This window comes from Halomonas sp. I1 (assembly GCF_032334135.1).
Taxonomy (GTDB): Bacteria; Pseudomonadota; Gammaproteobacteria; order Pseudomonadales; family Halomonadaceae; genus Halomonas.
On record NZ_JAVXUS010000004.1, the window covers coordinates 1 to 21,196 of the forward strand.

A 21,196-nucleotide genomic window follows, 5' to 3' on the forward strand; every position below is an offset into this window, starting at 1 on the left:
TACGGCTTACGGCTTACGGCTTACGGCTTACGGCTTACGGCTTACGGCTTACGGCTTACGGCTTACGGCTTACGGCTTTCAGGCGAGGGTCTGCGGGTCGATATCCAGCGACCAGCGTACACGCCGTGCGGCGGGTTCGGCTTCCAGCCAGGCGATGAGCCAGGCGCCGGCTTCGTGAAGACGACTGCGTCTGTCGGCGCCGAGCATGATCTGCATGTGGTAGCGGTTCTGGCGGCGTTCCATGGGGGCGGGGACGGGACCGAGGCAGTCGACGTCCAGGCCGCGTTGTTCGATATGCTGTCGGGTGGCGTCGGCGGCGCGGTCGCCGAGTGCGCTGACGTCGTGCTCGCGTGGGCTCTCCAGGCGCAATAGTGCCAGAAAGCGGAAGGGGGGCAGGCTGGCGGCGCGTCTTTCCTCGAGTAGTTGCTCGGCCAGGGCGTCGTAGCCTTGAGCCGCCAGGAGCCGGAGGTTGGGGTCATCGGGGTGCAGGGTCTGTACCAGCACGCGCCCGGGATGGGAAGCGCGGCCGGCGCGGCCGGCGACCTGTTCCAGGAGCTGGGAGCTGTGCTCCAGAGCACGAAAGTCGCTGGCATAGAGGCCGGCATCGGCGTTGACCACGACGACCAGGTTGACGTGTGGCAGGTGGTGGCCCTTGGCCAGCATCTGGGTGCCCACCAGCAGGCAGGGATCGCCCCGGCGCACTTCTCCGAGCGTACGTTCCAGAGCGTCGCGTCGCCGGGTACTGTCGCGGTCGATACGGTGCACCGGTGTGTCGGGAAAGCGCTCCGCCAGGGTTTCTTCGGTGCGTTCCGTTCCGCTGCCCAGGGGGCGCAGGTCGGCGCTGCCGCAATCGGGGCAAGCGTCGGGCAGGCCGCGGCGATGATCGCAGTGGTGGCAGGCCAGCAGCGCCGGCTGGCGATGCAGGGTCATGTGCGCATCGCAGTGGTTGCACTCGGCCAGCCAGCCGCAGGCGTGGCAGGCCAGAGTGGGGGCGAAGCCGCGACGGTTGATGAAGACCAGGACCTGGTGCCCGGCGCTCAATGTCGTCGAGATGGCGTCGATGACGGGGGCAATCAGCCCTCCCCGGCGAGGGCGGCCACGTAGATCGACCAGTTCCAGCCGGGCCGGGGCATGACGGCTGGCTCGGCGGGTCAGGCGCAGGTGGCGGTAGTCGCCGACCCGGGCGCGATGCAATGATTCCAGCGAGGGCGTGGCGCTGCCGAGGACGACCGGGATGCCGTGGCGATGGGCCCGGATGACGGCCAGGTCCCGGGCGTGGTAACGCAGTCCTTCCTGCTGTTTGAAGGAGCCGTCATGCTCCTCGTCGACGATGATCGCGCCGGGTCGGGCCAGGGGCGTGAAGATCGCCGAGCGGGTGCCGATGACGATGGGAGCTCGGCCGTTGGCGGCGGCCTCCCAGGCATCCAGGCGTTCATGATCGGTGAGGCCGGAATGCAGCGACACTATCGGCACCTGGAAACGCTTGCGGAAGCGTTCCAGCGTCTGGGGCGTCAAGCCGATTTCGGGGACCAGGATCAGGGCCTGGCGCTGCCGGCCGATGACCGCCTCGATCAGTTGCAGATAGACTTCGGTCTTGCCGCTGCCCGTGACGCCATGCAGCAGGCAGGGGTGGAAGGTGTCCAGCCCTTCATGGAGTGCCCCCATGGCAGCGGCCTGTTCGCCATTCAAGGGCAGGGCAGGCTCGGCCAGTGAGGGGCCCTTCGGCGGGCCGCCGCCGGTCACGGGTTCTTCGTGACGTGCGATGAGCCCCTTGTTGACCAGCGCCTTGAGCTGCTCGCGGGTGAAGGATTGGGCCAGCACGGCCTGAGTAACCAGACCGTGCGGATGCTGGCGGAGCATGGCCAGCAGAGCGGCCTGGCGTGGGGCGCGCTCGAGCCCCGGCGGGGTGTCGGCGCGTCCCGTCGGCGTGACGGCCCAGCGTTCCCGAGTGCGTGCTGTCAGGGCGCGGCCCTGGCGCAGCAGGGCGGGCATGGCATGGTGCAGGGTATCGCCGGTGGCGTGCTGGTAGTAGCGGGCGGTGAAGCGGCACAGCCATAACCAGTCGTCGGGCAGGGGAGTCTCGTCCAGACGGGCGTCGATCGGCTTGAGGTCGGCCAGCGGGAGTTCGCTTTCATCGCGGCATTCGATGACCACGCCCACTACCTGGCGGCGCCCGAAGGGGACGCGTACTCGCAAGCCCGGTTGCCAGCCGTCCGACGGGGCCGGGCCTGCGGGGCGATAGTCGAACAGTCGTCGCAGGGGCGAGGGGATGGCGACCCCCAGTACACGGGGCATGGGGCGGGGAGAAACGGACAATTGGCCTCCGGTGCCGGCTCTGCTAGAATGCTCCGCCGCCGCGTCACCCTGCGATGGCGCGGGCAGCCGGTTTGCACGTTCCGATAAACCGTATGCGGTGCCTGGCAGAAGATCAGGTGGCGGCATACAGCTTTGCGAGGCTCAAGATGAAACAAGGTATCCACCCGAATTACAAGACGGTCAGCGCGACCTGTTCCTGCGGCGCCACTTTCGACGTGGGCTCTACCGCCGACCAGGAGCTGTACCTGGACGTCTGCTCTCAGTGCCATCCCTTCTATACAGGCAAGCAGAAGCAGGCCACCACCGGTGGTCGTGTCGAGCGCTTCAACAAGCGCTTCGGTGCTGCTCTCAAGCGCTGAGCAATGCCTCACGGCCGCGTGCCGAAGAGACGAGAGGAACCCGCCCTGGAGGCGGGTTCTTTTTTATTAACCTGGCCATCACATAGATCGTCCTGATCTATGTGATTGTCGCCCGCACCACGCTGGCGCAGATGCGTGGATCTTCTGGTGTGGCGCGGGCTCGCGCCGGCCTGACGGCCGGCGGCGGCACGTCCCTGTGCCGCGATTAGCCCGACATAAAAGCTTGCCGGGTTAATAAGGCATCATCTCGATGAGTTGCGATGCAGCAATAATGGATGCGTTATGCATGGGCGACTTGATATAAGTTGCAGTAAATACATGCCATCATCGCTGAATTGCCGTGAAAAATTGCCTAGTTTCATTAAGTTGAGAAATGGAAGTTTTTTCTATAATCTGAGTATCTTATTGAATCGCAGATCGGATCCTCAGCATGACAGACGCGAAGAGACAGGCGGCGCTGGACTATCACGCGAAACCCATTCCCGGAAAGCTGTCGGTGGAGCTGACCAAGCCTACCGCCACTGCCCGAGACCTCGCCCTGGCTTATAGCCCGGGTGTGGCCGAGCCGGTTCGCGAGATCGCGCAGGACCCGGAAAATGCCTATCTCTATACCGGCAAGGGCAATCTGGTTGCTGTCATTTCCGATGGTAGCGCCATCCTCGGCCTGGGCAATCTCGGCCCCCTGGCCAGCAAGCCGGTCATGGAAGGCAAGGGGGTGCTGTTCAAGCGCTTTGCCGGCATCAATTCCACCGATGTCGAGGTCGATGCCGAGAGTCCTCAGGCCTTCATCGATACCGTGGCACGTATCGCCGACAGCTGGGGAGGGATCAACCTCGAGGATATCAAGGCGCCGGAGTGTTTCGAGATCGAGCGCGCCCTGATCGAGCGGTGCAACATCCCGGTGTTCCACGACGATCAGCATGGCACCGCCATCGTCACGGCAGCGGGCATGCTCAATGCGCTGGATATTGCCGGCAAGTCGCTGGAAAGTGCGAAGATCGTCTGCCTGGGAGCCGGCGCGGCAGCGATTGCCTGCATGAAATTGCTGGTAGCCTGTGGGGCGCGTTCCGAGAACCTGGTGATGTTGGATCGCAAGGGCGTGATCCACAGCGGCCGCGAGGACCTCAACCAGTACAAGGCGATGTTCGCCGTCGATACCGACAAGCGGACCCTGGGTGACGCCATCGAGGGCGCCGATGTCTTTGTCGGGCTTTCCGGTCCTGGTTTGATGACCGAGGAGCACATACGCCGGATGGCGGACAATCCTGTGGTCTTCGCTTGCACCAACCCCGATCCGGAGATTCATCCGGATCTGGCGCGGGAGGTACGCCCGGATGTGATCATGGCCACAGGGCGTTCGGACTACCCCAATCAGGTCAATAATGTACTGGGGTTTCCCTTTATCTTCCGGGGTGCCCTGGATGTGCGGGCGACGCGTATCAACGAGGAAATGAAGGTGGCGGCGGTCCATGCGCTCAAGGATCTGGCCCGCGAGCCTGTGCCCCAGGTGGTGCTGGAGGCCTACGAGAAGGACGCCATGAGCTTTGGCCGCGACTATATCATTCCCACGCCGATCGACGTTCGTCTCCTCGAGCGCGTTTCCTCGGCGGTCGCCCAGGCGGCAGTGGATTCGGGCGTGGCGCGTCGGCCCTATCCTTCGCACTATCCACTTCAGACCGTGGATGACGTCTATGGCGGCTGACGCCGCCACTCTGCTCGACGTACCATGACAATGACGCCGGCCCTCGGGCCGGCGTCATTGTCATGGTTTCCCGTCACAGCTCGGCGAAGGGGTTCAGGTCATCCCGTTCGTCAGCGACGGGAAGCGGCGGATTCGCCGCCTCCCGTCGCTGATGGGTCAGAAAATCGCTTCATAAGTACCGCTGCCCTGCGAACCGCTTTCCTGCTCGACTTCCTGATCCACGCGGCGTGGCTGGTAGTCGGGCAGGTGGTCGGCACGAAACAGTTCCTGGATCCCCCCGCCCTGGTCGTCACGCAGGAGACGACCGGAGTCGGGATCCACGCGCCGTTCGACGATATCCTCGGGGCGTTCGGGCAGTCGCTCCGGGCGGCCCTCGAGCGCCTGTCCCATGAAGTCCACCCAGATCGGCAAAGCGGCCTGGGAGCCATACTCGGCGGTGGGTGAATTGTCATCCTTGCCGACCCAGACGGTCGTGGCGAGGTCCATGTTGAAACCGGCGAACCAGGCATCCCGCTGGTCGTTGGTGGTGCCGGTCTTGCCGACGATATCCTCGCGTTCCAGCGCCAGGGCGCCGCGTGCGGTGCCATGCTCGACGACTTCGCGAAGCATGTCGCGCAGGAGGTAGACGGCGGCAGGATCGGCGATGCGGGGAGCGATCCGGTAGGTCTCACCGTCGATCTCGGTGGTGTCCTGGTCGGGTGTGCAATCGCGGCAGGCGACCCTGGGGTCTGCCTTGTCCACCAGGGTATGGTGCTCGCCGCGGGTCACGCGCTGGATGAACCAGGGCTGGACGCGAAAGCCGCCGTTGGCGAGCGTCGCATAGGCTCGCGTCATCTCCAGAGGCGTCAGGCTGGCACTGCCCAGGGCGAGAGAGAGGCCATGTGGCAGACGCTCCGGGTCGAAGCCGAATTCATCGAGGAAGTCGAGGGTGCGGTCGAGCCCCAGCGATTGCAGCAGGCGAATGGTGACCAGATTGCGGGAGCGGGCCAGCCCCACCCTGAGTCGAGTTGGGCCCAGAAAATCACCGCTTGAGTTGCTGGGGCGCCATAGTTCGTCACTGCCGTCGCTCATGACCACCGGCGCGTCGTTGATCACGGTGGCCGGGGTCACGTCGCCACTGTCGAGCCCCGCCAGATAGATGAATGGCTTGAAGATGGAGCCTGACTGGCGGCGGGCCTGGATGGCACGGTTGAATTTGCTGGCATCGAAGTCGAAGCCGGCCTGCAGGGCCAGGATCGCCCCGGTCCGGGGAGCCATGACGACCAGCGAGCCTTGGGCATCGGGCTGCTGAGACAGTCGCCAGCTGCCGTCCTCGCGTTGCATGATGCGGACCAGCGAGCCAGGAGTGGCAATGTCGGTGGCGCTGTTGGGTGTCGCGCCGCGACTGTGTGCACTGCGATAGGGGCGGGCCCAGTCGAGTCCATCCCAGGCGAGGGTCTTGATCTCCTGGTCGCTGGTCAGTACGCGCATCTCGCGCCCTTCGCTTTCGACCACGATGGCCGGTTGCAGAGGGCCGAGCTCCGGGGTGCGTTCGAGCACCTGCAACCAGTTGCTGACATCGCCTTCTATGCCTTCCACTTCGGTCTGGCTGCGCTCGGCGGCACGCCGTGCGGTTTCCATGACTTCCGGGGATTCGGAGAGCTCTTCCTCAAGCCCCTGGCGCTCGGTACGCTCCTGGGCTTCGGCCAGGCTGCGCGGGATGTCGGTCTGTTCGGGCCCGCGCCAGCCGTGACGGGTATCGTAAGCGATCAGACCGTTGGCCAGAGCCTGCCGGGCCATGGGCTGGAGTTCGCTGTCGAGGGTCGTGGTGATCCGGTAGCCCCCCGTATAAGCCTTGTCGCCGAAGCGTTCAGTGGCGAATTGACGCGCCATTTCGGCGACATAGTCGGCTCGGACTTCGGCCTTGGCGACATGGCGCCGAGCGGTGACCGGTGCTTGAACGGCTTCCTGATAGGCGTCCTGGTCGATGAAGCCGAGGTCTCGCATGCGGAACAGGATCCAGTTGCGGCGGATCAAGGCGCGTTCGGCATTGGCCAGGGGGTTGAAGGCAGAGGGAGCCTTGGGCAGTCCGGCGATCATGGCCTGCTCGGCCAGGGTCAGCTCCTCCAGCGGGCGGTCGTAGTAGACCTCGGCGGCGGCGGCGATGCCGTAGGAGCGGTGACCGAGGAAGATCTTGTTGACGTAGAGCTCGAAGATGTCCTCCTTGCTGAGGATCTGCTCCATCTCCAGTGACAGCAGGATTTCGCGGACCTTGCGGATGTAGGTGCGATCCAGGGTCAAGAGGTAGTTTCGCGCGACCTGCATGGTGATGGTCGAACCGCCCGACTGGATGTCGCCGCCGCTGGCGACCAGTTCGACAGCGGCCCGGGCCAGTCCCTTGGGGTCGACCCCATGATGATCGAAATAGCTGGCGTCCTCGGCGGCCAGCAGCGCCTGGACCATGTCCTGGGGAATATCGTCGAATTCGACCGGCATGCGCCGTTCTTCGCCGAACTCGCCGATTAGTTTGCCGTCGCGGGTGAAGATGCGAAGCGGCGTCTGCAGCTCGAAGTCCTGCAACTGGCGAACGTCCGGTAGCCCCGGGGCGAAATACAGTGCCGCGCCGACCACGGCCAGCACCGAGGCGGCGGTAAGTGAAACCAGCAGCCAGAGTGCTGAAAAAACCAGGGTTCTGAGGAACTTCATGAAAACGCGGTATCCGTGCTGAGAACGAGAACGTCGTAGCGAGGTGCGAAGCGTGGTCGTGCGATGCGATGGCCATTATAGGAAGACGGGGAAGGGACCACCAGCGTTGACAGGTGGCGACAGTGCTTTTGTGCGGAATTTGCCATTGGCATCTAACCTAGGTGAACGGGCTTGCGGTAGTGACCGACGAGGCGCAGGGAGGCGCTGGATGCCCGCGGCATGACGCGCACCGGAGAGTGTGAGCGATGTGGCGATTCAAGGCAGTCGACAAGGGATTGATCGGTGTCGATATCGGTTCGGCAGCCGTCAGGCTCATCGAGCTTCGTTTCAAGGGGGGCGAGCCGCGGGTATCCGGACACGCCGTTGTGCCCTTGTCGCCAGGCATTGTGGTCGAACGTCATGTCCATGATACAGAGGCCGTCGTCGACGCCCTGTCGCGTGCATTGGCGGGTGCCTGTCCCCTTGGCAAGCAGGCTTGTGTCGCCGTGCCGGCCGAGGCGTCCATCGTCAAGACCCTGAACCTTCCCGCCTCGTTGGACGAGGATGACATCGAGTCCCGTCTTCAACTCGAGTCCGACAAGCACATCCCCTTTCCGTTCGGTGAAGTCGCCTTCGATTTCCAGTCTCGTGGACCGCTTGTCGATGATGCCGGGCAGCAGTCGGTGCTGCTGGTCGCCTGTCGTCGCCATGCCGTCGCCCAGCGTGCCGAGCTGTTGAGCCGTGCAGGCCTGACGCCGATGGTCGTGGATGTCGACACCTTCGCCGTGGAGCGGGCGATGGCGGCTCCTGGTGCCTGTCCTGCTGCCTTCCCCACGGAAGAGGGAGAAGGCGTGGCGTTGATGGATATCGGGGGCGACACCGGAACGCTCTATATCTTGCATCGTGGGCGCATTACCTACCGCCATGACATTGCCCTGGGTCACGCCCCTTCCGGGCTCGGTACACCCGAGGCAGGGCATGACCCGCACGGCAATACCCCGCCGGAAGCGTATCGTTGCCGCGTGCTGGAACCCCTTGTCGAATCCCTGGCAGTGCAGTTCGGTCGAGCCCTGCAGCTTTATAACACCGCGGGGCGTCGCCCTGAGGTAAGGCACATGTCCCTGGTGGGGAAGGCCAGCGTCGTGCCGGGGCTAGCGGGGCACCTGGCGGAGAAGGTCGGCATGCGAGTGACGGTCATCAACCCGTTGCGTGGCCTGAAAACGGATTCGCGCGTCGATGTTCGGGCGCTGGTGGCGGATGCCCCGGACATGATGGTCGCCTTCGGACTGGCGATGCGAGGGGTGGCATGAGTGTCGAGATCAACCTGCTGCCCTGGCGCGAGACGCGGCGCGAGAGGCGGCGTCGACGCTGGCGCGTCATGCTGCTGTGTGCCCTGTTGATCGGTGTGGCGACGGGGTGTGTCGTGGATCGTCATTACGCGGCCCGGATGGATGCGCAGCAGCGTCGCCATGCGCTCATCGAGCGCCATGTCGAGGCGCTGGAGCCCGCTGTTCTGGCGCTCGAGCGACAACAGGAGCGAATGACCGAGCTCGAACAGCGCCTGGCCGCACTGCGCAAGCGTCTCGACAGTCGTACCGACACCCTGAGGACCTTCCATGGATTGGTGGCCACGCTGGTGGAGGGGGTGCACTATTCGACCCTCGAGCAGCGAGAGAGATTATTGGCGTTGAGTGGTTCGGCCGACAGTCATCGGCGCATCGCCGCGCAGTTGCAGGCGCTGGAGGCGTCACCCATCTTCGAAGCGCCGTCGCTGTCGGAAGTGGAGCCCTTGCCGGAAGGGTGGCATTTCCGATTGAGCGTGGTGCTGGCCGGCCAGAGAGAGGGGGCATCGTGAGGTGGCAATCGGTCCGGCATCGGCTGATGCAGCTGGACTGGCGCGAACTGGATGTCCGCGACGCCGACCGGTGGCCCCTCGGTCTGCAATGGTTGTGCTGTGGCGTGCTGGTTGTCGTGCTGTCTGCCGTGACTTACATGTATCTGGCATTGCCGACCGCCAGGGCTCTGGAGGATGCCAAGCTCGAGGAGGCGGCGTTGCTGGAGCGTTATCGTGATGACGTCGAACGAGCCGCGCGCCTTCCGGGGGTGCGTGAACGCGTGATGGTACTCGAGCGGCATCTGGCCGGCCTGGCGACAGCCTTTCCAGAGAGGGCCGACATGGCGTCGCTGATCGACGACATTGGCTCGGCGGCCCTCGAGCACCAGTTGAGCATCGAGGCGATACGGCTTGAAGTCGTTGATCCAGCGCGTTTCGTCATCGTTCACCCAGTGTCGGTTCGCGTGACCGGCCCCTATCACCGGCTGGGTGGGTTCATCGCTGATGTCGCCGATCTCCCACGCCTGGTGACCCTGCATGACGTTCGGCTGGTGAAGGCCGAGGGGCGGTTGCAGCTGTCGGTGCAGGCCCGGGCGTACAGCGCTCGCCCGCCGAGTGCCGGGGAGCGGGGTGAATGATGGGCCGGCGTCGGGTCGGTGCCCTGTGGCTGGCGATGCTGATGGCAGGGTGTCAGGACGCTGGCCTCGAAGCGCTGGAGAAACGGCTCGTGGCATGGCGTGATGATGCCGTTGCCCCGCCCATGGAAGAGCCGTCGCCAGCGTCGCGGCCAGTGTCGGCAGATTATCGGCTTGCCGATTCTCGCGATCCATTCTCGCTTATCGTGCCAAAGGCAGGTCGGATCGAAGGGAATGCGGTGTCGGTGAGGGGCGGCGCACGGCCAGCGCTGGAAGGACATGCGCTCGAAACGCTGGACCTGGTCGGGACATTGCATATTGCTGGCAAGTCCTGGGCACTGATGAAGACGCCGGAGGGGCGTGTGCGTCGGGTGGGGGTCGGTGATCATCTGAGGCCCTATCGAGGGCGCGTCGTCTCGGTCGCTGGCACGGCGATACACCTGGTGGAGAGGCGCCCCGATGGCAAGGGAGGCTGGAACGAGCGTGACGTCACCTTGAGGCTGGATGACTGAGGCGTCGCGCCCACGGCATGGAGGCTGGGGATATGGCAAGAACCCGTAGTGGCGCGGTGAGCGCTGTCGTGCCGGTCATGATGGTCGTGGCCGTGTTGGCCTGTCAGGTGTGGGCGAAGGAGGGAGGCGACGATGGTGTACCCCCCATCTCGCTCAACCTTCGGGATGTTTCGATACGTACCGCGCTGGCGGCCATCGCCGATGTCACCGATCTCAACCTGGTGGCCAGCGACGGTGTTTCCGGTCGAGTGACGCTGAACCTCGAGGAGGTGCCCTGGCAGCAGGCCCTGGCGCTGATACTCGAAAGCCACGGGTTGGCCAGCCGTCGACGGGGTAATGTCATCATGGTGGCGCCCGTCGAGGAGCTGACGAGGCGAGGAAGTGCAGAGGCAGGAGCCGGGCACATCATGCCCGAGTCGCCATTGGTGACCGAGCACCTGCGCATCAAGTATGCCAAGGCGGCGGATCTGGCGGGTATGCTGCGAGGTGAGAAGGGGGTGGGCCTGCTGACGAAGCGCGGTCGGGTCGCCGTGGACGTGCGCACCAACACCCTGGTGATACAGGATACCGCCGAGCGCATTGCCGCGGTCCAGCGTATGCTGGCGCGCCTCGATGTGGCGGTGCGACAGGTACGTATCGAGGCGCGTATCGTCATCGCCCGGGACAGCGTGGCGCGCGAGTTGGGTGTCGACTGGGGGCTGTCCGTCGGCGAGGGTGGTACGCCGAACGGACTCAATGCTCGTGGCGCCTCCAGCGGTGTGGCCGAGCGTGGCGGCTTGACCGTGGACCTGGGGAGTGCTCGTTCACCGGCCACCACCTTCGGGTTCGGCTATCTGTCCGGGGATGTGTTGCTCGACCTGGAGCTGCGCGCCCTGGAAAGCGAAGGCAAGAGTCGAATCATTTCCCAGCCCAGGGTGATCACCGCCAATCAAGGTACCGCGTTGATCAAGCAGGGTACCGAGATCCCCTACCAGGAGGCGACATCCAGCGGTGCGACCAATGTCGAGTTCAAGGAGGCGGTCCTGTCCCTGGAGGTCACACCCCAGATCACCCCCGACGACCGAATCATCATGGAGCTTGCGATCAACAACGATACTGTCGCCCAGGAAACCTTCGGTGGGGCGCCAGCCATCGATACCAATCAGATCGCCACCCAGGTGCTGGTCGATGATGGTGATACCGTGGTGCTGGGCGGGATTCTCACCACCGAGCAGGTGCATCAACTGTTCAAGACGCCTCTGCTTGGCGATCTTCCGCTGATTGGCCATCTATTTCGCTATACCGAGAACAGCAGCGATAAGGTAGAGTTGTTGGTATTCATCACGCCCCGAATACTGGACGACAACCTGGCGACTCACTGATGCCGGCATTACCCAATCTGATCCTGGTCGGCCCCATGGGGGCCGGGAAAAGCACCATCGGCCGCCTGCTGGCGGCCGACCTGTCACGAGACTTCCTCGACAGCGATCACGAGATCCAGTCGCGTTGCGGCGCCGATATTCCCTGGATCTTCGATGTGGAGGGCGAGTCGGGGTTTCGCGATCGCGAGGCCCAGATGATTCGTGAGCTGGCCGAGCGCGAGCAGGTGGTCATCGCCACTGGCGGAGGGGCCGTGCTGCGCGAGGAAAATCGTCGGGTCCTGCGCGAAAGCGGTACCGTCATCTATCTCTATACCACCGTGAGCCAGCAACTGCGGCGCACTGCCAAGGATCGCAATCGCCCGCTGCTGCAGCGTGATGATCGCCGCCAGGTGCTCGAAGAAATGTTTGTGTTGCGCGATCCGCTCTACCAGGCGACATCCGATATCATCGTGCGCACCGACCGACGGGGGCCGCGCGCCGTGGCGGGCGATATCCTGCGTCGCGTGGAGCGCCTGGTCGATCCACTCCAATGCAAGGCCTGATTCCATGACGCCATCTCATGATGTCCCGCCCTCCCATGATGCTCTCAGTACCCTGCGCGTGGCGCTGGGCGAGCGCAGCTACCCCATCCACATCGGTCCGGGGTTGCTGGGCGACCCCCAGTGGTTGATGCCTCATCTCGCCGGTCGCCAGGTGATGGTGGTGACCAACGAGACCGTGGCGCCGCTGTATCTGGACGCGCTCAAGCGTGGGTTGCCGGACGAACTGGAGGTTCATGCGCTGGTGTTGCCCGATGGTGAGGCGACCAAGACGCTGGCAAGCGTCGAGCGCATCTGGGACGCCCTGCTGGCGGCCGGATTCAACCGTCGCTGTACTCTGATCGCCCTGGGGGGCGGGGTGATCGGCGACATGGTCGGCTATGCTGCCGCCAGTTATCAGCGCGGTGTCGCCTTCATCCAGATACCCACGACGCTGCTGGCCCAGGTGGATTCTTCGGTCGGTGGCAAGACGGGGGTCAATCACCCGCGCGGCAAGAACATGATCGGGGCCTTCTGGCAGCCCCGGGCGGTGCTGATCGACACGGATACCCTGGCGAGCCTGCCGCCTCGCGAGCTGTCTGCCGGGCTGGCCGAAGTGATCAAGTATGGTCTGATTCGAGATGACGCCTTCCTGTCCTGGCTGGAGGCACGGATGCCGGCATTGCGGCGTCTTGAGGTCGATGCCCTGACGCCTGCCATCGAGCGCAGTTGCAGTCTCAAGGCCGAGATCGTGGCCGAGGATGAGACCGAGCAGGGAGTGAGGGCACTGCTCAATCTAGGGCACACCTTCGGTCACGCCATCGAGGCTCACCAGGGATATGGGCATTGGCTGCATGGCGAAGCCGTGGGAGCCGGCATGCTGATGGCCGCCGAGTTGTCGCATCGGCTGGGCTGGCTCGAGGAGGATGACGTGACCAGGGTCCGTGCGATCCTCGAGGCCGCATCGTTGCCGCTGGCGGCACCGGCCGGCATGGGCGAGGCGGACTTCCTGTCGCTGATGCGTCTGGACAAGAAGAATCTGGACGAGCGGTTGCGCCTGATTCTGTTGCGTCGTCTCGGTGATGCCTGCATTCATGACGAGACGCCCCCCGAGATGTTGGGGGAGCTGTTGGAGAATTTTCCCCGGCAATAGCAGAGGACAGGAGCCGAGTGCCAACGACGACGCCCGCGCATTTGCCGCGGGCGTCGTCGTCATGGGGGCTCGACTTGCATTAATTCGCATGCCATATGCCATATCGGCATGGGGTGGTGAGCGCTTTTGCGACTAAAGTCTTATTATTGGTGTCGAGGCCTGGAGTGACTCTCAAGCACTTTGCAAGCCGTTGAGTTGGTAGGGTTTTTTTATTGAATGGTTGTGCAAGTCACGGATTTGCCGGAGAAAACAGGGGGTGGAAGAGACGAGGGGCGTTGCGTCGAGAGTGGGGGCTGGCTATTCTGATCGGCCTTTTGCCGTGCAGTTGAGAGCCCCGAACAGGGGCTCTGTGTAAAAAGAAAAAACATATAAATATAACACATAATATCTGCAAATAAAACATACTTCGTAGCTGAGGCACGTCCATGAACCGAGGTCTCCACCAGCCCGACGAATTCCGTGACAACTGTGGGTTCGGCCTGATCGCCCACATGGAGGGACAGGCCAGCCACGACTTGCTGAAGACCGCCATCGAGTCGCTGACCTGCATGACGCACCGTGGCGGCATCGCCGCCGATGGCAAGACCGGCGACGGCTGCGGCCTGTTGCTGAAAATGCCCGAGTCCTTCATGCGCGAGATGGCCCATGAGGCGCTCGGTGTGGAGCTCGGCGAGCGTTTCGCGGTCGGCTCCATTTTTCTGCCCGACGACGACACCCGGGAGGCGCGGGGGCGTGAGACCCTCGAACGCGAACTCGAGGCACGCGGCCTCAAGGTGCTGGGCTGGCGCGAGGTGCCGGTGGACCCCAGCGTCTGTGGCCCCATGGCGCTGGACTGTCTGCCGCGTATCCGTCAGCTGTTCGTCGAACCTGGCGAGACGGCCTCGGACACCTTCGATGTGGAGCTGTTCATGGCGCGTCGCCGCGCCGAACAGGCCCTGTGCGACGACGAGGACTTCTATGTCTGTTCGTTATCGCCCGAGGTGGTGTCCTACAAGGGCCTGGTGATGCCGGTGGACCTGCCCGCCTTCTATCACGATCTGGGCGATACCCGCCTGGAGACGGCCATCTGCGTCTTCCATCAGCGCTTCTCGACCAACACGGCGCCGCGCTGGCCGCTGGCTCAGCCATTTCGGCTGCTGGCCCACAATGGCGAGATCAACACCATCCAGGCCAACCGTGGCTGGGCGAACTCGCGCAAGGAAAACTTCGCGAGCGACAGGCTGCCCGACATCGCCGAACTCGACGAGATCGTCAATACCACCGGCTCCGACTCCTCGAGCATGGACAACATGCTCGAGGTGCTGCTCACCGGCGGCATGGATCTGCATCGCGCGGTGCGCATGATGGTGCCGCCGGCCTGGCAGAACGTCGAGATCATGGATGGCGACCTGCGTGCCTTCTATGAATACAACTCCATGCATGTGGAGCCCTGGGACGGCCCGGCCGGCGTGGTCATGACCGATGGCCGCCAGGCGGTCTGCATGCTCGACCGCAATGGTCTGCGCCCGGCGCGCTGGGTGATCACCAAGAACGGCTATATCACCCTGGCCTCCGAGATCGGTACCTACGACTACAAGCCCGAGGACGTGGTGGCCAAGGGCCGCGTCGGCCCCGGCCAGATCCTGGCCGTGGACACCAAGACCGGCGAGGTGCTGCATACCGAAGACATCGACTCGCGACTCAAGTCGGCCTATCCCTACAAGCGCTGGCTCAAGCAGGAGGCCAATTATCTGGAATCGGCGCTCACCGAGCTGGCGCGCTTCCAGAACATGGATGCCGATGCCCTGGCCGTGCAGCAGAAGATGTTCCAGATCAGTTTCGAGGAACGCGACCAGGTATTTCGCCCCCTGGCCGAAAGTGGCCAGGAGGGGGTGGGGTCCATGGGGGATGACACCCCCATGGCGGTGTTGTCCGGCAAGCAGCGGCTGTTGACCGACTACTTCCGCCAGAAGTTTGCCCAGGTCACCAACCCGGCCATCGACCCGCTGCGCGAATCGATCGTGATGTCGCTGGAGAGCTGCATCGGCGCCGAGCTCAATGTCTTTCAGGCGACGCCGGAACATGCGCATCGCTTGATCCTGACCACCCCGGTGCTGTCGCCTCGCAAGTTCACGGCTCTGGTCACCCATGAGGATCCGGCCTTCGCCAGCCGCACACTGTCGCTGGGTTATGATCCCGAGACGACGGGGCTCAAGGGAGCGCTGCAGGCGTTGTGTGCCGAGGCCGAGCAGGCCGCCCGGGGTGACACGGTGCTGCTGGTGCTCTCCGACGCCGACCTGGCAAAGGGGCAACTACCAATCCATGCGGCCCTGGCCGTGGGAGCGGTGCACCATCACCTGGGGCGCCTGGCCCTGCGCCCTCGCGTCAATCTGATCGTCGAGACCGGCTATGCCCGGGATGCTCACCAGATGGCGGTGCTGTTCGGCGTGGGGGCCACCGCGGTCTATCCCTGGCTGGCTTATCAGGTCATGGCCGACATGCACCGTACCGGCGAGCTGGTCGGCAACCCGGCCGATGCCCGCGAGAATTACCGCAAGGGCCTGCAGAAGGGGCTGTTCAAGATCCTCTCGAAGATGGGGATCTCGACACTGGCTTCCTATCGTGGTTCCCAGCTGTTCGAGGCCGTGGGCCTGTCCTCCGAGGTCATGGACATGTGCTTCACCGGTATGGCCTCGCGTATCGAGGGCACCGGCTTCTCCGAGCTGCAGTTGCAGCAGGAACTGCTGGCCAAGGATGCCTGGAAACCGCGCAAGGGTATTTCTCAGGGCGGCCTGATGAAGTACGTGCATGGCCACGAGTACCACGCCTACAACCCGGATGTGGTCAAGTCCCTGCAGGAGGCGGTGCAGGAGGGCGATTACACCAAGTGGAAGAAGTTCGCGTCCCTGGTCAATGAGCGCGACCCGGCCACCATCCGTGACCTGCTGCGACTCAAGCCCGCCGAAACGCCGTTGGCGCTGGAAGACGTGGAGCCCGTCGAGGACCTGCTGCCACGTTTCGACAGTGCCGGCATGTCGCTGGGCGCCCTGAGCCCGGAGGCCCACGAGGCCTTGGCCCAGGCCATGAACGAGACCGGAGGGCGCTCCAATTCCGGTGAGGGCGGCGAGGATCCGGCTCGCTACGGCACCATCCGGAGCTCCAAGATCAAGCAGATCGCCTCCGGGCGTTTCGGCGTCACGCCGGCCTATCTAGCCAATGCCGAGGTACTGCAGATCAAGGTGGCCCAGGGCGCCAAGCCAGGCGAGGGCGGCCAGCTGCCCGGCGGCAAGGTCAATGAACTGATCGCTCGGTTGCGCTACTCGGTGCCCGGCGTGACGCTGATCTCGCCGCCGCCGCACCATGACATCTATTCCATCGAGGACCTGGCTCAGCTGATCTTCGATCTCAAGCAGGTCAACCCGGACGCCCAGGTCTCGGTGAAGCTGGTCTCCGAGCCCGGCATCGGCACCATCGCCACCGGTGTGGCCAAGGCTTATGCTGACCTGATCACCGTCTCCGGCTATGACGGCGGCACCGCGGCGAGCCCGCTGACGTCCATCAAGCATGCCGGCAGCCCTTGGGAGCTGGGGCTTCCCGAAGTGCATCAGGCGCTGCGGATCAATGGCCTGCGCGACAAGATCCGCCTGCAGACCGACGGCGGTCTCAAGACCGGGCTCGACGTCATCAAGGCGGCGATCCTCGGCGCCGAGAGCTTCGGTTTCGGCACCGCACCGATGGTCGCGCTGGGGTGCAAGTACCTGCGTATCTGCCATCTCAACAACTGCGCCACCGGCGTGGCGACCCAGCACCAGTATCTGCGGGACGAGCACTTCCGTGGCACCGTCGACATGGTCAAGCACTACTTCCGTTTCATCGCCGAGGAAGTGCGCGAGTTGATGGCGATGCTGGGCGTGAGCCGGCTTACCGACCTGATCGGTCGCACCGACCTGCTCGAGGCGATCGAGGGCGTGACGCCGTCGCAACGCCGGCTGGATCTGTCGCCGCTGATGACCAACGACTTCGTGCCGGCCGAGGCGCCGCAGTTCTGTCGTGTCGATCGCAATGTGCCCCATGACCCGGGCGCCAAGAACCAGGAGGTGCTCGAGGCGCTGAAGGCGGCCATCGAGGACAAGTCCGGCGGAGAGTTCGCATTTTCCATCACCAACTGCGATCGAAGCGTGGGCGCCCTGGCCTCCGGTGCCATCGCCAAGCGATACGGCGAGGCGGGCCTCGAGGATGCCCCGGTGACCGCGCGCTTCCGTGGTGTGGCCGGGCAGAGCTTCGGGGTCTGGAATGCCCGAGGCCTCGAACTCTACCTGGAGGGGGATGCCAACGATTATGTCGGCAAGGGCATGAACGGCGGCAGAGTCGTGATCGTGCCGCCGCGGGAGAGTCGTTTCGAGAGCCACAGGACGGCGATCATCGGCAACACCTGCCTGTACGGCGCCACCGGCGGCAAGCTGTTCGCCGCCGGCACCGCCGGCGAGCGCTTCGGGGTGCGCAACTCTGGCGCCCATGCGGTGATCGAGGGTGCTGGCGATCATTGCTGCGAGTACATGACCGGCGGCCTGGTCGCGGTACTCGGCAAGACCGGTGTCAATTTCGGGGCCGGCATGACCGGCGGCTTCGCTTATGTGCTGGACGAGGACCGCACCTTCGTCGACAAGTACAACCATGAGTTGGTGGAGATCCACCGCGTCAATACCGAGGCCATGGAGGCCCATCGACGACACCTGCGGGAGATCATCGAGGAGTATGTCGAACACACCGGTTCGCAGCGCGGCCGCGACATCCTTGAGGACTTCAGCGACTTCATTCGCCACTTCTGGCTGGTCAAGCCCAAGGCGGCGAGCCTCGCCAGCCTGCTGGCCCAATCCAGGCGTCAGCCGGAATGAATGTGTCGCGTCGTCGTCCCGAGTCAGCCCGCAGAGAGGAGCACATAACATGGCCAACCGTCTGAGCAACGACTTTCAGTTCATCGATGTGGGTCGCCAGGACCCCGAGAAGAAGCCGGCTCGTACCCGAGCGAAACAGTTCGCCGAGATCTACGAGCCCTTCAAGCCCCAGGACGCAGCGTCGCAGGCGCATCGCTGCCTGCACTGCGGCAACCCCTACTGCGAGTGGAAGTGCCCGGTTCACAACTACATTCCCAACTGGCTGCAACTGGTCAGCGAGGGCAACATCCTGGAAGCGGCCGAGATGTCTCATCGCACCAACTCGCTGCCCGAGGTGTGTGGCCGGGTATGCCCCCAGGACCGGCTCTGCGAGGGTGACTGTACCCTCAATGATGGCTTCGGTGCGGTGACCATCGGTTCGGTGGAGAAGTACATCACCGACACCGCCTTCGCCATGGGGTGGCGTCCGGACATGTCCAGGGTCACCTGGACCGACAAGAAGGTGGCGATCATCGGTGCTGGCCCGGCGGGGCTCGGTTGCGCCGATATCCTGGTGCGCAACGGCGTCAAGCCGGTGGTGTTCGACAAGTATCCGGAGATCGGCGGGCTGCTGACCTTCGGTATTCCCGAGTTCAAGCTCGAGAAGACCGTGATGGAGCGTCGTCGCGCGGTATTCGAGGAGATGGGCGTGGAGTTTCGCCTGGGCGTCGACGTGGGTCGAGACATGCCCTTCGACGAGCTGCTCGAGCAGTACGACGCCGTTTTTCTCGGCATGGGCACCTACAAGTACATGGAGGGCGGTTTCCCCGGCGAGGACCTGCCGGGCGTGCACAAGGCGCTCGACTACCTGGTCGCCAACGTCAATCACTGCCTGGGGTTCGAGACGGACCCGACGGACTATGTTTCCCTCGAAGGCCAGAAGGTCGTGGTACTGGGCGGTGGCGACACCGCCATGGACTGCAATCGCACCGCCACCCGCCAGAGTGCCGCTTCCGTGACCTGTGCCTACCGCCGCGATGAGGAGAACATGCCCGGTTCGCGCAAGGAGGTCGCCAATGCGCGTGAAGAAGGCGTGGACTTCCTGTTCAACCGTCAGCCGGTGGCGGTGGTCGGCGAGGACCGGGTCGAGGGCATCAAGGTCGTGCGGACGCGTCTCGGTGAACCCGACGAGAATGGTCGTCAGCGTCCCGAGGTCGTACCCGGTTCTGAAGAAGTGGTACCCGCCGATGCGGTGGTCATCGCCTTCGGTTTCCAGCCGAGCCCGGCGCCCTGGTTCGAGACTGTCGGCATCGAGCTCGACGAGAGAGGGCGGGTCAAGGCGCCCGAAGAGGGTGCCTATGCCTTCCAGACCACCAACGAAAAGATCTTTGCCGGTGGCGACATGGTGCGCGGTTCGGACCTGGTGGTGACCGCCGTGTTCGAAGGACGACAGGCTGGCGAAGGGATTCTCGACTACCTGGACGTGTAAGCCGCGGCCTTGGAGTCCTCTCCATGATCCTGCTTGGCGCTTGGTGCCCAAATTGAGCCATTGGTCTTCATCTGCTATTCTGTGGCCCCATCCTGGCGCGGCTTCCTGCCGGGCCTACCGATCACGTTTCGACAGGTTCTTCATGACACGATATATCTTCGTGACCGGCGGCGTTGTGTCCTCACTCGGCAAGGGCATCGCGTCGGCCTCGCTGGCGGCTATCCTGGAGGCGCGCGGCCTCAAGGTCACCATGCTCAAGCTCGACCCCTATATCAATGTGGACCCGGGCACCATGAGCCCCTTCCAGCATGGTGAGGTGTTCGTCACCGAGGATGGCGCCGAGACCGACCTCGACCTGGGGCATTACGAGCGCTTCATTCGCACGAAGATGACCCAGGCCAACAACTTCACGACCGGCCGTGTCTACGAGCACGTGCTGCGCAAGGAGCGTCGCGGCGACTATCTTGGCGGTACCGTGCAGGTGATTCCCCACATCACCGACGAGATCAAGCGTCGTGTCTATGAGGGTGGCGAAGGCTTCGATGTGGCGCTGGTCGAGATCGGTGGCACCGTGGGGGACATCGAATCGCTGCCGTTCCTCGAGTCGATTCGTCAGATCAGAAGCGAGCTGGGCGCCAGCCGGGCGATCTTCATGCACTTGACGCTGGTGCCCTACATCAAGACGGCCGGCGAGACCAAGACCAAGCCGACCCAGCACAGTGTCAAGGAACTGCGTTCCATCGGTATCCAGCCGGATATCCTGATCTGCCGTAGCGAGGTGGAGCTGGAGGAAAGCGAGCGACGCAAGATCGCGCTGTTCACCAACGTCGAAGAGCGTGCCGTCGTGCCGCTGCAGGATGCCGATACCATCTATCGCATCCCCCTGATGCTGCATGAGCATGGCCTTGACGAAATCGTCTGCGACAAGCTGCGCCTCACGGCCGGCGAAGCGGATCTCGGCGAATGGATTCGGGTGCTCGATGCCAAGCTCAATCCGCTCAAGTCGATCAACATCGCCATGGTCGGCAAGTACATGGAGCTGCTCGATGCCTACAAGTCGCTCAATGAAGCGCTGACTCATGCCGGTATCCAGTCCCGGATCAAGGTCAACATCGATTACGTCGATTCCGAAGACATCGAACGTCATGGTCCCGAGCGGCTGGCCGGCAAGGATGCGATCCTGGTGCCCGGCGGTTTCGGCGAGCGCGGCGTCGAAGGCAAGATCGCCACTGCCCGGTTCGCCCGGGAAAACCATATTCCTTTCCTGGGAATCTGCCTCGGCATGCAGGTGGCGGTGATCGAGTTTGCCCGCCACATGGCGGGATGGGACGACGCCAATTCCACCGAGTTTACCCGCGAGACCCGGCACCCGGTGGTCGGTCTCATTACCGAGTGGATCAGCCCGGAAGGCAATATCGAACTTCGCGACGAAGCCTCGGATCTGGGCGGTACCATGCGTCTGGGCGGGCAGGTATGCCGCCTGGCATCGGGGACACGGGCTCGCGAGGCCTACGGCGACGACGAGATCGTCGAGCGCCATCGTCATCGCTTCGAGGTCAACAACCAGTTCGTCGACGCCCTGGAAAAGGCCGGCCTGGTGGTGTCCGGAAAGAGCGTCGACAACTCCCTGGTGGAAATGGTCGAGCTGCCCGATCATCCTTGGTACGTGGCCTGTCAGTTTCACCCGGAGTTCACTTCGACGCCCCGTGATGGCCACCCGCTGTTCACCGGCTTCGTCAGTGCGGCCCTGGAACACAAGGCGATACGCAACCGCGCCCAGTCCACCCCGCAGGAGTGAGA

14 protein-coding genes are annotated in these 21,196 nt (G+C 64.0%); 12 read left to right on the top strand and 2 right to left on the bottom strand.

The window, feature by feature from the left end:
• Positions 1-78 precede the first annotated feature (78 nt).
• Entirely contained in the window at positions 79-2,295 is a 2,217-nt protein-coding gene (locus RSO41_RS07155; RefSeq protein ID WP_315618578.1) for a primosomal protein N', read from the bottom strand.
• 167 nt (positions 2,296-2,462) lie between these two features.
• On the opposite strand from RSO41_RS07155, the gene rpmE reads away from it, so the two are divergent.
• Positions 2,463-2,675 carry a 50S ribosomal protein L31 gene (rpmE, locus tag RSO41_RS07160; RefSeq protein ID WP_275289137.1) on the top strand — a complete coding sequence of 71 codons (213 nt, stop codon included), beginning with the start codon at positions 2,463-2,465 and terminating at the stop codon, positions 2,673-2,675.
• 430 nt (positions 2,676-3,105) lie between these two features.
• Positions 3,106-4,377 carry a malic enzyme-like NAD(P)-binding protein gene (locus RSO41_RS07165; protein WP_315618401.1) on the top strand — a complete coding sequence of 424 codons (1,272 nt, stop codon included), beginning with the start codon at positions 3,106-3,108 and terminating at the stop codon, positions 4,375-4,377.
• A gap of 156 nt (positions 4,378-4,533) precedes the next feature.
• Here RSO41_RS07165 and RSO41_RS07170 read toward each other — a convergent pair whose 3' ends face one another.
• On the bottom strand, positions 4,534-7,062 hold the full coding sequence (locus tag RSO41_RS07170) for a penicillin-binding protein 1A (RefSeq protein ID WP_315618402.1): 2,529 nt from the start codon (positions 7,060-7,062) through the stop codon (positions 4,534-4,536).
• Positions 7,063-7,307: 245 nt separating this feature from the next.
• Between RSO41_RS07170 and pilM the strand changes: the two genes are divergently transcribed.
• The 10 genes from pilM to RSO41_RS07220 all read left to right on the top strand — a co-directional run bounded on the left by pilM (position 7,308) and on the right by RSO41_RS07220 (position 21,194).
• Entirely contained in the window at positions 7,308-8,351 is a 1,044-nt protein-coding gene (pilM, locus tag RSO41_RS07175; RefSeq protein WP_315618403.1) for a type IV pilus assembly protein PilM, read from the top strand.
• Positions 8,348-8,896: a PilN domain-containing protein gene (locus tag RSO41_RS07180; protein WP_315618404.1), complete on the top strand. Its 549-nt coding sequence runs from the start codon at positions 8,348-8,350 to the stop codon at positions 8,894-8,896. Before pilM ends, RSO41_RS07180 begins: the two co-directional genes overlap by 4 nt.
• Positions 8,893-9,513: a type 4a pilus biogenesis protein PilO gene (locus tag RSO41_RS07185; RefSeq protein WP_315618405.1), complete on the top strand. Its 621-nt coding sequence runs from the start codon at positions 8,893-8,895 to the stop codon at positions 9,511-9,513. Before RSO41_RS07180 ends, RSO41_RS07185 begins: the two co-directional genes overlap by 4 nt.
• The gene (locus tag RSO41_RS07190) at positions 9,510-10,022 is read left to right on the top strand and encodes a pilus assembly protein PilP (protein WP_315618406.1); all 513 of its coding nucleotides are present in this window, start codon (positions 9,510-9,512) and stop codon (positions 10,020-10,022) included. Before RSO41_RS07185 ends, RSO41_RS07190 begins: the two co-directional genes overlap by 4 nt.
• A gap of 32 nt (positions 10,023-10,054) precedes the next feature.
• A complete protein-coding gene (locus RSO41_RS07195) occupies positions 10,055-11,383 on the top strand; it encodes a type IV pilus secretin PilQ (RefSeq protein ID WP_315618407.1) in 1,329 nt (442 codons plus the stop codon).
• Positions 11,383-11,925 carry a shikimate kinase AroK gene (aroK, locus tag RSO41_RS07200; RefSeq protein ID WP_315618408.1) on the top strand — a complete coding sequence of 181 codons (543 nt, stop codon included), beginning with the start codon at positions 11,383-11,385 and terminating at the stop codon, positions 11,923-11,925. The genes RSO41_RS07195 and aroK overlap by 1 nt, the downstream gene beginning before the upstream one ends.
• A gap of 4 nt (positions 11,926-11,929) precedes the next feature.
• A complete protein-coding gene (gene aroB, locus RSO41_RS07205; RefSeq protein WP_315618409.1) occupies positions 11,930-13,054 on the top strand; it encodes a 3-dehydroquinate synthase in 1,125 nt (374 codons plus the stop codon).
• Between the two features lie 425 nt (positions 13,055-13,479).
• Positions 13,480-17,928 carry a glutamate synthase large subunit gene (gltB, locus tag RSO41_RS07210; protein WP_315618410.1) on the top strand — a complete coding sequence of 1,483 codons (4,449 nt, stop codon included), beginning with the start codon at positions 13,480-13,482 and terminating at the stop codon, positions 17,926-17,928.
• A 49-nt stretch (positions 17,929-17,977) separates the two neighbouring features.
• The gene (locus RSO41_RS07215; protein ID WP_315618411.1) at positions 17,978-19,396 is read left to right on the top strand and encodes an FAD-dependent oxidoreductase; all 1,419 of its coding nucleotides are present in this window, start codon (positions 17,978-17,980) and stop codon (positions 19,394-19,396) included.
• A 142-nt stretch (positions 19,397-19,538) separates the two neighbouring features.
• Positions 19,539-21,194: a CTP synthase gene (locus RSO41_RS07220; protein WP_315618412.1), complete on the top strand. Its 1,656-nt coding sequence runs from the start codon at positions 19,539-19,541 to the stop codon at positions 21,192-21,194.
• Positions 21,195-21,196: the final 2 nt, after the last annotated feature.